Source organism: Rhizobium aethiopicum (genome assembly GCF_014197535.1).
Lineage (GTDB): Bacteria > Pseudomonadota > Alphaproteobacteria > Rhizobiales > Rhizobiaceae > Rhizobium > Rhizobium aethiopicum_A.
The window spans coordinates 89,912-104,316 of the sequence record NZ_JACIFV010000022.1 but is presented as its reverse complement, the minus strand read 5'-3'; the positions used below and the strand labels follow the sequence as shown (position 1 = coordinate 104,316).

Annotated in this window: 21 protein-coding genes and 1 tRNA gene; 12 read left to right on the top strand and 10 right to left on the bottom strand. The window is 60.0% G+C overall.

Annotated elements, in window-relative coordinates; genetic code table 11:
- Nucleotides 1-401: 401 nt before the first annotated feature.
- Together GGD53_RS24255 and GGD53_RS24250 are read left to right on the top strand one after the other, a co-directional pair.
- A complete protein-coding gene (locus GGD53_RS24255) occupies nucleotides 402-707 on the top strand; it encodes a hypothetical protein (protein ID WP_064803942.1) in 306 nt (101 codons plus the stop codon).
- Nucleotides 708-876: 169 nt separating this feature from the next.
- Nucleotides 877-1,221 (top strand): hypothetical protein, encoded by a 345-nt coding sequence (locus tag GGD53_RS24250; RefSeq protein WP_184459309.1) that lies wholly within the window; start codon nucleotides 877-879, stop codon nucleotides 1,219-1,221.
- Between the two features lie 169 nt (nucleotides 1,222-1,390).
- On the opposite strand, the gene GGD53_RS24245 is transcribed toward GGD53_RS24250, so the two are convergent.
- The gene (locus GGD53_RS24245) at nucleotides 1,391-2,128 is read right to left on the bottom strand and encodes an SIMPL domain-containing protein (RefSeq protein WP_184459308.1); all 738 of its coding nucleotides are present in this window, start codon (nucleotides 2,126-2,128) and stop codon (nucleotides 1,391-1,393) included.
- Nucleotides 2,129-2,626: 498 nt separating this feature from the next.
- On the opposite strand from GGD53_RS24245, the gene GGD53_RS24240 reads away from it, so the two are divergent.
- Complete coding sequence (locus tag GGD53_RS24240; protein WP_184459307.1) at nucleotides 2,627-3,178, top strand: hypothetical protein; 552 nt, start codon at nucleotides 2,627-2,629, stop codon at nucleotides 3,176-3,178.
- 156 nt (nucleotides 3,179-3,334) lie between these two features.
- Here the strand turns inward: GGD53_RS24240 and GGD53_RS24235 are convergent, their stop codons facing one another.
- Complete coding sequence (locus tag GGD53_RS24235) at nucleotides 3,335-3,478, bottom strand: hypothetical protein (protein ID WP_168296739.1); 144 nt, start codon at nucleotides 3,476-3,478, stop codon at nucleotides 3,335-3,337.
- A gap of 252 nt (nucleotides 3,479-3,730) precedes the next feature.
- On the opposite strand from GGD53_RS24235, the gene GGD53_RS24230 reads away from it, so the two are divergent.
- Nucleotides 3,731-3,925, top strand: coding sequence for a hypothetical protein (locus GGD53_RS24230; RefSeq protein WP_184459306.1), 195 nt, complete (start codon nucleotides 3,731-3,733; stop codon nucleotides 3,923-3,925).
- A gap of 140 nt (nucleotides 3,926-4,065) precedes the next feature.
- Entirely contained in the window at nucleotides 4,066-4,692 is a 627-nt protein-coding gene (locus GGD53_RS24225; RefSeq protein WP_184459305.1) for an outer membrane protein, read from the top strand.
- A gap of 239 nt (nucleotides 4,693-4,931) precedes the next feature.
- Here GGD53_RS24225 and GGD53_RS24220 read toward each other — a convergent pair whose 3' ends face one another.
- A complete protein-coding gene (locus GGD53_RS24220; RefSeq protein ID WP_184459304.1) occupies nucleotides 4,932-5,174 on the bottom strand; it encodes a BON domain-containing protein in 243 nt (80 codons plus the stop codon).
- A 948-nt stretch (nucleotides 5,175-6,122) separates the two neighbouring features.
- Here GGD53_RS24220 and GGD53_RS24210 point away from each other — a divergent pair.
- Both GGD53_RS24210 and GGD53_RS24205 read left to right on the top strand, forming a co-directional pair.
- On the top strand, nucleotides 6,123-6,317 hold the full coding sequence (locus GGD53_RS24210; RefSeq protein ID WP_246717682.1) for a hypothetical protein: 195 nt from the start codon (nucleotides 6,123-6,125) through the stop codon (nucleotides 6,315-6,317).
- A gap of 101 nt (nucleotides 6,318-6,418) precedes the next feature.
- Nucleotides 6,419-6,643: a hypothetical protein gene (locus GGD53_RS24205; protein WP_184459302.1), complete on the top strand. Its 225-nt coding sequence runs from the start codon at nucleotides 6,419-6,421 to the stop codon at nucleotides 6,641-6,643.
- A 260-nt stretch (nucleotides 6,644-6,903) separates the two neighbouring features.
- Here GGD53_RS24205 and GGD53_RS24200 read toward each other — a convergent pair.
- Nucleotides 6,904-6,979 (bottom strand) — tRNA-Ile (locus tag GGD53_RS24200).
- A gap of 200 nt (nucleotides 6,980-7,179) precedes the next feature.
- On the opposite strand from GGD53_RS24200, the gene GGD53_RS24195 reads away from it, so the two are divergent.
- Nucleotides 7,180-7,548, top strand: a complete 369-nt coding sequence (locus GGD53_RS24195) for a response regulator (protein ID WP_184459301.1) — start codon at nucleotides 7,180-7,182, stop codon at nucleotides 7,546-7,548.
- Between the two features lie 129 nt (nucleotides 7,549-7,677).
- Here the strand turns inward: GGD53_RS24195 and GGD53_RS24190 are convergent, their stop codons facing one another.
- The 3 genes from GGD53_RS24190 to GGD53_RS24180 all read right to left on the bottom strand — a co-directional run bounded on the left by GGD53_RS24190 (nucleotide 7,678) and on the right by GGD53_RS24180 (nucleotide 9,467).
- On the bottom strand, nucleotides 7,678-7,869 hold the full coding sequence (locus tag GGD53_RS24190) for a hypothetical protein (RefSeq protein ID WP_184459300.1): 192 nt from the start codon (nucleotides 7,867-7,869) through the stop codon (nucleotides 7,678-7,680).
- Entirely contained in the window at nucleotides 7,866-8,531 is a 666-nt protein-coding gene (locus GGD53_RS24185; protein WP_184459299.1) for an acyl-homoserine-lactone synthase, read from the bottom strand. The genes GGD53_RS24190 and GGD53_RS24185 overlap by 4 nt, the downstream gene beginning before the upstream one ends.
- Before the next feature lie 210 nt (nucleotides 8,532-8,741).
- Nucleotides 8,742-9,467 (bottom strand): LuxR family transcriptional regulator, encoded by a 726-nt coding sequence (locus GGD53_RS24180; protein WP_184459298.1) that lies wholly within the window; start codon nucleotides 9,465-9,467, stop codon nucleotides 8,742-8,744.
- A 123-nt stretch (nucleotides 9,468-9,590) separates the two neighbouring features.
- Between GGD53_RS24180 and GGD53_RS24175 the strand changes: the two genes are divergently transcribed.
- Nucleotides 9,591-9,785, top strand: a complete 195-nt coding sequence (locus tag GGD53_RS24175) for a hypothetical protein (RefSeq protein WP_184459297.1) — start codon at nucleotides 9,591-9,593, stop codon at nucleotides 9,783-9,785.
- A 657-nt stretch (nucleotides 9,786-10,442) separates the two neighbouring features.
- Here the strand turns inward: GGD53_RS24175 and GGD53_RS24170 are convergent.
- Together GGD53_RS24170 and GGD53_RS24165 are read right to left on the bottom strand one after the other, a co-directional pair.
- Entirely contained in the window at nucleotides 10,443-10,682 is a 240-nt protein-coding gene (locus tag GGD53_RS24170; protein WP_011426157.1) for a DUF2934 domain-containing protein, read from the bottom strand.
- A 25-nt stretch (nucleotides 10,683-10,707) separates the two neighbouring features.
- Complete coding sequence (locus tag GGD53_RS24165; RefSeq protein WP_088391787.1) at nucleotides 10,708-10,914, bottom strand: hypothetical protein; 207 nt, start codon at nucleotides 10,912-10,914, stop codon at nucleotides 10,708-10,710.
- Nucleotides 10,915-11,264: 350 nt separating this feature from the next.
- Between GGD53_RS24165 and GGD53_RS24160 the strand changes: the two genes are divergently transcribed.
- Together GGD53_RS24160 and GGD53_RS24155 are read left to right on the top strand one after the other, a co-directional pair.
- Nucleotides 11,265-11,648 carry a hypothetical protein gene (locus GGD53_RS24160; protein WP_038690240.1) on the top strand — a complete coding sequence of 128 codons (384 nt, stop codon included), beginning with the start codon at nucleotides 11,265-11,267 and terminating at the stop codon, nucleotides 11,646-11,648.
- Nucleotides 11,649-11,869: 221 nt separating this feature from the next.
- A complete protein-coding gene (locus GGD53_RS24155) occupies nucleotides 11,870-12,280 on the top strand; it encodes a DUF4174 domain-containing protein (RefSeq protein WP_085778839.1) in 411 nt (136 codons plus the stop codon).
- 28 nt (nucleotides 12,281-12,308) lie between these two features.
- On the opposite strand, the gene GGD53_RS24150 is transcribed toward GGD53_RS24155, so the two are convergent.
- Complete coding sequence (locus GGD53_RS24150) at nucleotides 12,309-13,019, bottom strand: GntR family transcriptional regulator (RefSeq protein WP_184459296.1); 711 nt, start codon at nucleotides 13,017-13,019, stop codon at nucleotides 12,309-12,311.
- 266 nt (nucleotides 13,020-13,285) lie between these two features.
- On the opposite strand from GGD53_RS24150, the gene GGD53_RS24145 reads away from it, so the two are divergent.
- Nucleotides 13,286-14,374, top strand: coding sequence for an ABC transporter ATP-binding protein (locus GGD53_RS24145; protein ID WP_184459311.1), 1,089 nt, complete (start codon nucleotides 13,286-13,288; stop codon nucleotides 14,372-14,374).
- Nucleotides 14,375-14,405 lie beyond the last annotated feature (31 nt).

Below are 14,405 nucleotides of genomic sequence, written 5' to 3'. Positions count from 1 at the left end.
CGCATGCGCGCCGCTCCGCCCGCCAACTGAGCTCTGCGCCGCGCTCCATGCGCCGGCATTCCCTCGAACAGATCGTCGCCCACCATCATCCCCCAAGCAAATCAACGACCCACAGAATCACAATCCAATCGCCGCCGCCACAAAACATTCACAGGCTCTGAGGTGCGTAGGCCAAAGGCCGGAGCCTCGAAGGACGGGGGCGGGTGATCAGGGTACCCATCGGACGAGAGAGGTCCAGACGATCGCGCAAATCCCGATCGAAAGAAGAGCCGTCGAAAACCGCTCATCTTCTTGTGAATGCAAACTGAATGGCCGGTTCGAACAGCGTTCAGCTTGCCGCGTTTAGTGTCGAGGCAATCCCTGAAGGGAGAGCTTAAAAGACCAATCGACGGAGACACTCCATGACGCATTTCCTCACCAAGGCTTGCCTTGCCGCAGTGCTCGCCCTCTCATCCATTCCGGCCACTGTTTCCACGGCGGCAGCCGCAGGGCCGCAGACGAACTTCATCGTCGAGGCGCAATATCATCGTCCGATCCGCGGCTGCTCGCCGATGCACGCCGTGCGCAAGGCGCGCGATTTCGGCCTGCGCAGAGCCCACATCACCCGCATGTCGCCACGTGTCGTCGTCGTCGCCGGGCGCGACCGTCGCGGCTGGGACAGGATGGTCTTCGCCAATGTCCGCGGTTGCCCGCTGATCCGGCGTTGAATATTGCAGCGGCAAGCGCCGACATGCGCTTGCCGCTTTTGCCTTGACGGCGACACTTTCAGCCGTCTCTTCTCTGATTTGTATAAGTGATTCCACTGACGCTCCGGCGTGATGCGGAGAGTGGGGAGGGCGGCTCGACCGCACCGACTATAGAACGAAAGGTTTTTCGATGATGCAGTTTCTGGCAAAGGCGGGTCTTGCCGCCATGCTTGCCGCCGGCACTCTAGCCGGCACGGTGGCCCCGGCGGCCGCCCAGTTAAGTATCATTATCGGCGATCAGGATCGTGATCCGCCGCGCGATTATCGCCGTCCGCCTCCGCCGCCGGGCTTCGGCCGGCGTCCGCGCGGTTGCGACCCGCGTCTGGCCGAAGATCTCGCCCGCGACTGGGGCTTCCGCCGCCCGCGCGTCGTCGACATCACCCCGCGCCGCGTCATCGTTCAGGGCTGGACCCGCCGCGGCCCCGATGAAATGAGCTTCGCCAACGTCCGCGGCTGCCCCGCTTTGCGCCGCTGATTTTTAGAGAATACGGGCCTCGTCTCCCGATGCGGCCGCCAGAACCGCCTTTGCCAGTCTCCCCGATCGGCAAGGGCGGTTTTCTTTTTATGAGATTCTTTTACGCTCAGTCTGACTGCGTCCAAGGGCCCCTTCCCACAAGGGGAGGGCTAAGCTGCCGCGCTTCCGTTTATTGCTCGATGGCGAAGGTCACGGTGACGCTGACGGTGTAATTGTTCTCGCCGCCCTGGACGGGAACGGCAGCGTCGGCTTCCTTCATCATCGTGGCGCGATAAGCGGGCTGCGGCAGCGGACGCGGCTCGTTCTCGTTGATTTCAATGATGCGGCCGAGCTTGACGCCGGCGGCTTCGCTCAGCGTTTTCGCCTTCTTGACGGCCTCGGCGACGGCGTTCTTGCGCGCCTCTTCGAACGCCGCTTCCGGCTTGTCGTTGGTGAACTGGATGTCGCCGCCCTGGTTGATGCCAAGCGTGACGGACTGGTCGATCACCTGGCCGAGCTTGGAAAGATCGCGCAGGCGCACAGTGACCGAGTTGATCGTCTGGTAGCCGATCAGCTGCGGCTGCTGCTGCTGGCCATCCACCGGCTGCGGATAATTAAACTGCGGCTGGATGGAGAAGCCCGAGGTCTGCAGGTCGCGTTCGGCGATGCCGCCGTCCTTCAGCGCCTTCAGCACGTCGTTCATCGCCTTGTTGTTCTCGTCGAGCGCTTCACGGGCGGTCTTCGCCTGCTTGACGACGGCGAGATTGACAACGGCCATATCCGGCGCCAAGGACGATTCGCCATCGCCCGTCACGGAAATCACCGCCTCACGCGGCTTTGCCTCCTGCGCCAATACAGGCGCGGCACTGCCGAGCGGCAGGGCCAGAAGGGCAGTCATCACAAGTGTCTTGGACAGAGTCGGCGCCATGTTTCATTCCCTAGTTGTCGTTTCCCGATGAGCTTTCTGTCGGTTGATTGTGAAGCTATTGCGGCGGAAGGGAAGGGGCGGTGACGGATCGGGAGAAAAATGTGAGGGTGCGGGAGGAGAGGGCGTTCCGTGGCCGCCCCGCTCTGGCCTGCCGGCCATCTCCCCTACAAGTGGGGAGATTGGCTGGGTGCGAGGGTCTCCCCTTCTCCTCCCTCATTCCTGTGCTCATCACAGGAATCCAGTGCGCCCAAGTCTTTGGGCGCGAGAGACTCTTTGTAAAGGACACCGTAGCCATTCACCGCGCAGACGCGCGGTGGCTGGATTCCTGTGACGAGCACAGGAATGAGGGAGGTTGAGGGTGTGGTCCGCGTCGTAAAACCCGCATGAGAAACGCTGGCGCCACCCCGCGACCTTCCCAAATCCCGCAAAGCTGCTAGCAATGACGGCGGGTTAAGAAACAGGGGCTTCCGGACACACTATGTCCGGCAAGGGGGCAGCATGCGCTTCATGACAATTGTTTCGATCGGCCTCGCCATGACTTTGGGGGGCTGCTCTCAGGTGGCGGAAAAGGCCGAAAACGCCGCCAACCGCTCATACACCAGCTATGCGCTGGGCAAGCCCTATTCCGAGATCGCCAATCTCGGTCAATCGTCGATGGCGCGGCTCTCCGGCTCCGAAGCGACCTTCGGGCCGACGATCGGCGCGACGCCGCTGAAGAACGGCATGACGATCTACCGGCATATGGCGCCCGCCGCCAGGACCGAGACCGGCACGAACTTCGCCGGCCTGGTCGGCAGCTCCACGATTTCCGAGAACAATCGGCTTTCCTATTTCCTGGTCGGCGCCGACGGGATCGTTAAGGATTGGGCCACGGGCTCGGTGCAGGGCAGCGCTAGCGACTGCGTGCAATATATCGGCGGCATCATCAACCGCTGCAACGATATGCGCCAGCTCCAGGCGTCGCTGGCACTCTACGACGCCAGGGTGGCGACCAAGGCCGGTCAACCCATTTCCAGCTGGGGCGAACCGGCTGCACCTGCGATCAACTGACAATGCGCGGCAGCCCAGCCGAGGTCTTTTACCTCACCCGCGGCCGGGGCATTGGACGGCTGATGCTGTCGCGCAGATCTGTGAAACGGTCTTGCGATAAGATTGCGCAAAACCAGAGGCCGAAGCCTGGGAGCGGATCGAAGGCCCTGCCGCGCGTCAGGCGCCGAAATCATCCATGAAGGAGGGATGGATCGCGGGCTTGCGCTCTTCGCGGGCTTCGCGAATGCGCTGGGGAACCGCACCGAGACCGGCAACAAAACGGGTCAGGAGATTGCGGTTGAAAAGTTTCTGTAGGCTCATGGCAGTTCACTCATTCTTTTTTTTGTTAGCTGGCGGCATATATTTTGCGCAGCCTGCCTTAACAACGGGCAATTTTGCATGACAGTTATGTGACAGCGCATAGTCTTGAAAAGACGGGCGGAAAGGCGATCACTTTAGCGTTACAAGTGGCCGGCAGGGCAGCCGATCCTATAAATCAACGCCGGTTCTCCTCGTGGCGTGGTAGATTGCCAGCTTCGGCCAAAAGCCGCGTCCTCAGAAGGAGAAGCTCAGATGAACCGATTTTTCGCCTTTATCGCGACCGGAACGCTGATCAGCCTTGCCACGATCATTTCGGCCTGCACGTCGACCGGAAGCGTCGATCAGACCTCGTCGATCAGCGGCGGTTATTATCAGGAGAGTCGCCCCCTGAACCCTGCCTGCGCGGATGGGTTCAGGCCCAGTGATGGCCGGTCCTGCAGCTATTGAGAAGGCGCGCTACTTGCCTTGACCGCTTCGGCGGATATGTTCTCTACCGTGCAGTTATGCGAGTGTGTCTTTGGCGTTACAGCTATTTGTTGAGTTAGGCTGTATCCTCCAGTTGTGTTGTAAGACATGGGGTCACGAACATGAAGCTCACGATCGCCACCACTTTTCTAGCAATCGTCGCAACGAGCGCCTTTGCAGCGGATGCCGTGCAGGACGTCCCGGCCGCATCTGTTACGGCTGCGCCAGTTTTCACCTGGTCAGGCCCGTATCTCGGAATCGATGGCGGCGCCAGTTGGCTAAACGGTGACTTCAGCGCCGGCGGCGCCAGCGATTCCCAGGATTTTAACGGCGGCGTTTTCGGTGCATTTGCGGGTTACAATTTCCAATTTGACAACAACATCGTTGTCGGCATCGAGGGCAACCTCGAATACAACTGGAACGAAGAGGAAGCGCTAGGGGCGGATGTCGGCACCGATTGGGCCGGCGCTGTTCGTGGTCGTGTCGGCTACGCCTTTGACAGGGCGCTGCTTTATGGCGCGGCCGGCTGGACCGCCACGCGTGGATACGTGGACCTGCCGGGATTCGATAAGGAAACGGAGACCTTCAACGGCTACACCGTCGGCGCTGGCGTCGACTTTGCCATCACCAACAACATCTTCGCCCGCGGCGAGTATCGGTATAATGACTTCGGCGAGAAAGACATTCTCGGTGTCGATGTCGATCTCAACCAGCACGAACTAAAATTCGGAATCGGCGTGAAGTTCTAGGAACTGGCCGTTGGATCAGCAGTGGCAAGCCCCGCCAAAAAAGCGGGGCTTTTTTGCGTTCGACAATAATGACAGGACCAAGATGCCGCTTTTAAAGAAGGCATTCTAGAAGCGAGTGGAGCGAAATCGGTTCCCCTAGCATCGTCTCTCGACGCCTCGCGCCGTAGGCCGGTGGAACTTCTTGAATCGACCGCTATCCACGGCTTGGCGCCCAAGCTAATTGTCGACATTGACTTTGGCTATCTGTCGTTGGCTTCGCGGTCTTGCATCCTGTCGTGCACGTTCTCCGGACCCGCGATCAAAGCGGCGATCGCCGTCGCCTTCTCCCGATTACCGTAGCCGACAACATAGCCCTCGAGCAGGACGCTTCTGCCCACCATGCTTACAGAGATGGACGAGCTTTCCAGGTCTGGTTCCGCGGACACCGCGGCCTGCACGCTCGCAAGCTGATCGTAGGCTAGGCTTTCGGGCTCAAAGCTCATGGCAGTCCTCCTTCGTGATACGAAGGAAACAGCGGACAGATAATTTAGTTCGCGATAGGGACTTAGGTCCGAGAAGGGCTGTGTGTGGCCCATAGAAGAGCTGGTATGCTGATGTTGTCCTTTATCCTTTTTGTTTTGCCGTACTCGTCGGTTTGGTCGCGCTTGCGTTTGGCGACAGGGTGGACGCTTACCGCGGCAACCGTCGCAATGATTGTTTTTCCATAGGATCGGGGGATGGCCCAGGCGCGTTCGCGGCGGATGCCCTTCTAGCTGTCCTCGCGGAATTGCAGCCGGCTAGTAATCAGCGTCATCGCCATGACATCAAAATATCGTCCCGGCCACATTGTAGCGGCAATGTTCCCTCTCGGATATATCGCTGGTTATACCGTAAACCTGTACTTCTGAATCCGTCAGGGCTATCGCTACTGTCCGGAAGGGCTACGTGGCAGCGGAACATCGCCCCTAGTATTCCAGGGATTAGCCCTTCGAGCGTTGGTGCTATGCGTACTATCGTTCGTACAGGGCGTTCGACAATACCTTGAGCCCTATTGCGGCCCCGTAGCCAATACTTTAGTCCCGGCGGCGGCCGTCAAGATCGGGTCAGACGAACGTACATCATTCATTACTTCGCAACTGCGGTAATTGTCATACGATTCAAAACGCTAAATAATCCCAAAAATCAGTTGCTTACTGGGAGTTTCTCGACTACGTTTTTTACAGAAGAGTTCCGGAATGCCGGCCTTGCCGGCGATACTCGGCGGTCGTTTGATTCCGCTTGAGGGAGGATGATGATTTTGTTTGTCCGACTTCGTTTCTTCGCATTGGTGCAGCGAGCGTCTCATCTCGTCTCGATCCGACACCGACCTACGACCGCAATCTGACGCGTCGTGAACCCTTTGTTCCACTTTTCTAACATGGTGCTCCCGTATGGCGCGCCCGAGGTTTGTTATGCAAAAGCAAGCTGTCGTATTCAATGGTCAGGAAGTCGGGATCGCGGTCCCTGTCGAAAACCGCCTCAAATTCATCGCTGTCCGCTTCAATGTCATCGACCTGGACAACAGGCTCTTCGACACGGTTATCGAAATCCGGCGCGCCATTACAGAGCATCTCGCCTCCAGCGGTCGTGCGATCAGCTCGCACTGAATGGCAGGAGATATTCTTCAACGTCACGGCACAACTGGGATTGCAGGCTCACTTATGAAACCCTGCAAAGCTGCCGCATTAAACATGTGGGGAGATAAGGAATGTTGGTCACGAGCGTCCAAGAAACCGAATGGGCCGTGCTCTCGCTGTCCGTTCAATCTTGGTTTAGGCACTACAAGGCCAAACCGGACGATAAGACATCGGAAATAATCTGCAGCGCGGCAATTGACCTTTTCAATCGCGGCCATCGCACCCAGGAGGAACTCACCAGTATGTTAATCGCGCGGTTCCCCCTGATCGCGCCTGCGCCCGCAGCCCTCCATTAATCGATCCGCGGCACTGGGCACATCTCGATCCCAACGCACTCGAAATCCGATACGAGGCCAGCTAGGAAGTCTAAAAGGCATTGGATGACGCTTCTCTAGTTGGCGGGGTTGGGCCACGCCTTTTTCGTATTTCGGCGGTCGCCTAAGCTCTTGACCGAGACGTTACAATATGTGGTCAGAGGAGGTGGATGGAAGATTTCAGTCTGCTGCCCAGAAGGTGCTGTCGAAACGGGCGAAACAGCGACAATCCCTGAAGCGAATGGTGGGCCCGGAGGGACTCGAACCCCCAACCAAGCGGTTATGAGCCGCCGGCTCTAACCATTGAGCTACAGGCCCTCAGCGCCGGAGGCCGGCACCTGGTTGCCGGGGCAATGGTTCCCACGGCATCGGTTCGCTCTAGCCCAAATTGCAGGGAGCCACAAGCGGGCAGGGCAACATCTGTGGATGATGCGTATTTCGTGGGCAGAGGCACTGGAACCTTCGCAGGGCGGATACACTTATTCGAATCATATTCCGCATGAAAAGGGCGATTGCAGATGGTGGCTTCGAACAGCGCCGTGGTGCTCATCGTGGAGGATGAGCCGCTGATCCGGTTCAATATCCTCGATGTGCTCGAGGATGTCGGCCATGTGGCGCTGGAGGCGGCGAATGCGGATGAGGCGCTGGTGGTGCTGAAGGGCCGGCAGGATGTCGATATCCTGTTCACCGACGTCAACATGGCCGGCTCGATGGATGGCATCCAGCTTGCCAAGCGGGTGAGGGCGATGCGGCCGAATATCGGCATCATCATCACCTCTGGCATGGTGCGGCTCGATCCGATGGCCCTGCCTGCCAATGCCGCCTTCCTGCCCAAGCCCTATCTGCACGACACGCTGATTTCGGCGATCGATTCCCTGATGGCATGATGTCCCTGATGGGTTGACGCCCCCGGTGACCGGGGGCGCGCAGCCGCAAAACGGGGACAGGTTTTGCGGCTGCGCGCGAGGCGCTGCGAGGCGTGCCCTCTTCAGGCGCGGCGGAGGGGACCCGCGCCCTCAGCCGAAGCGGCTCTTCAGCGCCTCATTCTCATGCTGAGCCTTCTTTTCGTAGATTGTGAACAGCGCCATCGAAAGCAGATAGGAGAGGAAGGGATCTCCTATCTGCGTGGCGATGTCGCGGGAGGCGAGGACATGGCGCTCCAGGGCGGAGATGTCTTTCGGTGTTGCGGTTTCAACGAGGCGTTTCATGCTGCCATCTCCAGGAATTGCGTCACGACCGAGCGGGCCGGAACATGTCTGACATAAAGGGGTAGGGTCAGGCCGAGGGCAGCGCGCATCTTGCGCAGCACGCGGTCAGACACTTCGAAGGCGCCGCAGCAGACGGGGTACTTGCCGTAGCCGTCTGCCCGGCCGAGTTCTTCCACTTCGGCGCCTGCGCGCTTGTAGACGCGCTTGAGATAGGGTTCGTAGTTGGAAATCATCGTGTGGATGCCGTGGTCGAGCGCGCATTCGCAGAGCGCCAGCAGCATCATCGAGAAGGCGCGGCCGGCATCGATGTTGGGGAAATCCCTGGCGATCGCCTCCTCGTCGATGCACATGCGCGTGCCTTCCCAGATGCCCGGAGCGACGAGATCGGCGGCGGCCGGAAAGGTCTCACGGAAGACGTCGTAGAGAAGCGTCGGACCGGTCGTCGGCATCAGGCGCATGCCGCCATAAAGGCGCGTGCGGCTGTCGTTGCACCAGACGAGGTAGGCCGGAGACAGCGAATCGTAGCTGTCGCGTTCGTAGGGGCCGATGACGGGAACGTCCCAGCCGAGCTGGTCGGCGAAGACCTTCTTGCGCAGGCGGAACATCTGCTCGAGTACGGCGGCGTGTTTCTGATACTCATGTGCCTGAATGATAACGAACATTTTGCCCTCCAGCGTTTGCAGTTCGTGGAGAGCAGAATGGTTCAGGCGGGCCGGATCGGAAATTCCCTCAGATGGGCCCCCTCAGATGGGGGGATTAGCCCAAAAGTATGAGGATTGGGTCACGACAAAAGCGAGGCACGGCCGGGAAGGATCGCGATCCTTCGGCTTTTGAATCGACACGGCGTATTCTCGGAAAATCGATTCCGCTTCTCAGGGATTGATGATGCGCAACTGCACCGCCCGCGAGGCGGCCGCCGAAATCGTGGCGCAGCCGAGCTTGAACCGGGCGGTCTTCAGGTAATCGCGCGTCGTGTGTTCCGATATGCCCAATATCACCGAGATATCCTTGTAATCCTTGCCGAGCGCCGTCCAGTGCAGACACTCGATCTCGCGCGGCGACAATGTCGGCACCGGATCATTCTCGCCATGCAGCTCATAGACGGCCTTGCGGTGGATCAGATGGGCAATCTCGATCCATTCGTTGCGGCAGCGGCGCACAAGCTCGGCCCATTCCTCGGCCGGTATGCGGGCGTTCAGCGACAAGAGCGCGCGGCGCTGCGCCTTGTCGGCGACGGGAATGGAATAGCCGTTGCCGCCGATGCCGTGCTTCTGGGCGTCGACCAGCATGGCATAGGCTTCCGGCGTCGGCTCGACCTCGCTCCAGTCGAAGGGCAGCTGGCGCTCGAAGCCCTGCTTGACGATCGGATCGACCTTCACGTAGCTGTTCAGGAGGTAGCGGGAGACCCAGGCATCCGGATAGGTGGTGCGCACGAAGGGGGAATCGATCTTGCTCGCGATCGTCTGGGCGAGATGGTAGGTCACGAAATCGAGGCCATAGTCCGCCTGGAGAATACGGATAGCGGCATCCACATTGGTTGCAGCCTTGATCTGTTCGAAAGCGGGTTCGAACTTGTCGCTGTAGGTATTCTCGATCATTTCCGTCGTCCCAATTCCCGCAATCCTACCGTGAGGACCGTCTAAAATACAAGGCATCCCCACATATGCGGGGAATGACAATCCGGCCGCCGCTTGCTAGCGCCTTGAATGAGGAGACCTCATATGGACAGCAAGAGACCGTTCGAGATTGCCGAATGCCGACAGGCCGCCAAAGGTCTGAAATCCAGTTGGCAGGACATGGCAGGTTCCGAAGCGTTGATCCGCGCCCTTGTTGCCGAACGCAACGGCGACACCCCGCTGGCGCTGTTCTGGACCGAGGTCCACCGGGCGCTATGCCAGGAAAACAACGCCTTGTGACATCGCCCGCCCCGGCGGGCGGTGTGAGGCTTTCCCCGACTTGATAGGCCCGGCCAGGCATCGATCAGCGCCGCGGCCGGATGGAATCACGCTTCGCGCATGCGCACTTTTTCATCCCTGTTCCGTTTCCGATTTTGCGAGGAGAGTGTCGAGCGGCAATTTCGAGGGCGGGTGAAAGAAAAACCCGTACTCCATGGATTTGTGCCAATATGGTTGACGAAGTGTTTCAAGCGGAAACAGCGGCGTTCGGGGAAGGGGGGTGGACTGTGCCATTATCGCCGCTCCCGCCCGTCTTCGGCGCGCCGCTCCGATGAGGTGAGCCGCGCCTCTGTCCGCCATCGTGAGGCAAGCCGCACCTTCTCTGCGCCCTGGAGGCTATCGTGTGCGTGGCGGGCTGATCGTGTCGGATGGTTGCCAAGCGGTTGCGGCGGGTCGCGGCTAGGTGTTGGCACATCGCAGAAGCGGCTACTTATGTGCTATGTCCCACAGAGTGGGGTTCTGGCGTGCCGCTCCGCGCTCCGGTGCCACAACCCGAGCCTCTCTCCGCCCTCATTCTGAGGTGCCCCCGTAGGGGCCTCGAAGGACGAGGCCGGCCATCGGCATTCGGGGATGCAGCATTGAGCGGCGCCGTGCCGAATCTCGCGGCTGGCCGTCGGATCAGCCGGCCTTGGCCGGCGGGGTGAGCCAGCCGTCGCGCGGCAGTTCCGGCCGTTGCGGCTTCGGGCGGAACTTCACCAGCACTTCGCGTCCATCGACGGAGGCCTGCGTGCGTTCCAGCGCGTCCCGCTCGGCGACTGCCTGGCGCCAATGTTCGCCGTCCCGGCCGTCAGGGCGGCCCTGTTCTTCCCAGATCGCATAGGCCCGTTTGCTGATCCACTCATGGCGTCTGTCGCTCATCTATCGATTCCGTTCGTGAAAGGCATTATTCGGCAATTCTGTCCGGCAGAACAGGCGCGCGGCGCTTGGCTGCCATCAGCAAATCGAGTTCGATCGAGGAAGGCCCGAAACGGGTAAACAGGCTCTCGGCCTGGTCGCTGCGCAGGCCGTATTTGGAGGCGAATTCATCAAGGCTGTAAGGACGGCCGCGCAGGACTTTGGTCCGCCGCTCCGGTTCACGGATCTGCGTCATTGGTGGTAACCCCATCTGCTTTTACGAAGTGCGCGAACAAAACAGATTACAGCCGCAAAAGTTCCGTGATTTTTCAGGGTTTTTTCCGCCTCCTGCACCATTCCCACGCGGCTGGCATGGATTTTCAAGAACGCGGCTCGCCGAGAAAATTTCGCCTAAAACATGCAGGAATTTCATGCATTTAGGAAAACGGGTGCCGCCCCGGCCGAGAAATGGCTTTATTCACGGAAGGTTACTCTATAGAATCAATCGTGTTATTCGGTCCGCAGGGGCAACAAACGCTGCATTCCCCGCGTTCATGCCGACCGATCCAGGAGGATTTTGGCTTAATCCATCAAGAGGAGACAGACATGATGAATGCCCTGCCGCCACTTCATAACGGCCACGCGCCGTTTACCCTCCAGCAGCTGTTTCGCGAAGCACTTTACGCTTTCGAGGAATGGGACAGCGAATTGACCGAACCGATCGTGACCCATGAAGGAAGGGTCATCCCGATCAGCTTCGTTTTCGAAGCCATGCGCGAATGCACCGACATCGTGCCGATGAATATCGTCGGCGCCGTCACCGAGCGGCTGACCAAGCCGTGGGAGGGCGAAGGTCCGCTCGACCAGATGACCTTCTCGACGGCGGCGCGCGTCATGCGCGTGCTGGTGCGCAAACGCCTCCTTGCCAACGGCACAGCGGACCTCGTCGCCGTCTCGGCGCATGCGGCCGAGGACCAGAGCCGCGACTGACGGGAAAAAGGATCGTGGCCAGACCGTGTGGGGTTGCGATCCTTTTCCGCTTCGTCGGAACCTCCCTCATTTCCAGCCGTTTACTGCATGATCCCAGTTCGTACCGGATTGGGAATTATTCAGTTATTCAGCGCGTTACAGCGTTCTTGCGCGTCTTGAAATACGCGGCCGCTGCAATCGCGCAGTTACAGCCCGTGAGATGACGGGCGAGGAATAGCACCATGCTGAGATCCATCGTTCATGAAATCATCGGCACACCGCGACGTGAGCCGGAACTTCCGCAATCGCTCGAGCAGTTTCGAGACAGCAAACGGGTGCTGATCATCTTTGCAGATGCGCAGGACGACCGCGCGGCAACCCAGGACGAATGGTTGCGGAACGCACAGATGCGCCTCATCGAGGAAGACGTCGAAGTGTTTATCATCGCCGGCGGCGGCGCTTTCTCGCTGTTCGACGATGGCTGGGAACTTGATGCGGACGATATTCGCGAGCGGCTGCAGGGGCCGTCTTACAGCGAGTTCGGGCTGATCCTGATCGGGCGTGACGGCGCGGTGAAGCTGCGCTCGAGTGAGCCGCGGACGGCGGAAGAAATTTTCGCCGCGCTGGACAAGCTGCCGAAGAAGGCGTCGTGATAGCTGCGGGCGACGTGCGCCCACCTGTTCAGAGTTCGAAGGCTTCCTTGAGGCCGAGGCTCTTGCGTTCGCGCAGGTCGAGATCGGACTCGATATGGGCGATGTGATGCAGCATCAGCTGGCAGGCGCGGTCGAGTTCGTTGTCTTCGATCGCCGAGATGATGTCGCCATGTTCGGAATGGCCGCAGCTGGAAGCGGTCGACTGGCCGTAGAGCGCGATGACGAGGGATGAGCGGGCGACGAGCTCCTCCATGAAACGCTGCATGATCGCGTTGCCCGAAATTTCCGCCAGCATCAGGTGGAAATCGCCGGATGCCTTGATCTCGGCGCGCCGGGCCGTCTGGCCGCGCTCGCTCATCAGGCGACCTTCTTCCTGCAAAAGCTCTCGCAGATTGCTGATGTCGTCCGGGGTGATCCGCGCCGCCGCCTCGCGCAATATGCCGGGCTCGACGAGGCGTCGGGCGGAAAAGATCTGGCGGGCCTCATCAGGGGAGGGATAGGCGACGAAGGCGCCGCGGTTCTTCTCGACGCTGACCAGGCCCTCATAGGAAAGCGCCTGCAGGGCTGCGCGGGCAAGCGTGCGACTGACGTTGAAAAGATTGCCGACATCGCTTTCGGAAAGCTTGGTGCCGGGGGAAAGCCTGCGCTCGACGATCGCCTCGCGAATGGCGTCGCGGATCTGGTGCGCGCCGGTTTCGGCGACTTCTTCGGCCTGCATGGCCTTGGCGGCGGATTTCATGAAACTATTCCCTGATGGCGGGCAAACCATAGCCGGCTTCGCGGCAAAAGTTAAACGGAATTTGTCATCGAAATGGCGGTTAAATTGTATACGATTTTCTGCGCAAATTGCAGACGATAGCCTAAATCATGTGCAGACGATGCGGTGCTCATAAAATGCGCCTGCACGGCTTCGAGCGTTAAAACCCTTCCTTGCTAAGGGTTTAGTCGAGTTGGAGGCGTTTGGCACGGCAGATGCATCATCTTTCCCGAACAGGGGAAGGCATGATGTCGAAAGCGGCAGAGATCGATATAGTATCCGTTTCGAAGGTCTACGGAACGACGACGGCCGTGCATGGGATCAGCCTGAAGATTCCGGCCGGTTCCTATTGCTGCTTCCTCGGCCCGTCGGGCTGCGGCAAGACCTCGACACTGCGCATGATCGCCGGCCATGAGAGCATTTCTTCCGGCGACATTAGGCTCGGCAAAACGGTCGTCACCGATCTTCCGCCGGCCAGGCGCGGCACGGCGATGATGTTCCAGTCCTATGCGCTCTTCCCGCATCTCGACCTGGTCGACAATGTCGCCTTCAGCCTTAAGATGAAAGGCGTCGACAAGGCGGAGCGGCAGGCCAAGGCGCTGGAGATGCTGAAGCTGATGCAGATGGAGCCCTATGCCAACAGGCGTCCGGCTCAGCTTTCCGGCGGCCAGCAGCAGCGTGTGGCGCTGGCCCGCGCCCTGATTACCGATCCGGAGGCGCTGCTGCTCGACGAGCCGCTGTCGGCGCTCGATCCGTTCCTGAAGATCCGCATGCGCGCCGAACTGAAGAAGCTGCAGAAGTCGCTCGGCATCACCTTCGTCCACGTCACCCATAGCCAGGAAGAGGCGATGGCGCTCGCGGACGTCATTGTCATCATGAATGACGGCCGGATCGAGCAGGCGGCGGCACCCCGCGAGGTTTTCGAGAAGCCGGCAACCGCCTTCGTCGCGCGGTTCATGGGTGATCACAATGTCTTGTCCGGCCGGGTGACGTCGAGCGCGGACGGCGTGCTCGTCATGACCGTGCCGGAGGGGCAGAGCTTTTCCGTGCGGGGCGAGGGCAGGGACGTCGGCGAGCCGGTCGACATCGGCATCCGCACCGATCGCGTGCGCCTGCAGGTGGCGACCGAGTGGACGCTCGGCTTCAACGGCATCGTCTCCAACGTCGAATACCGGGGCTCCTCCGTGAAGATCACCGTTCTCGGCGCCGGCAGCGACGACTTCACCGTCATTGCTGACGACAACGACTATTTCGCCCGCCCGGTCGCCGTCGGCGACGCGGTCTCGCTCAGCTGGGAACGTGAGGATGCGGTGCTTCTCGGCCGCGCCTCTGCATGAACAATCAAAAACATCGACTTCCACATCAAGA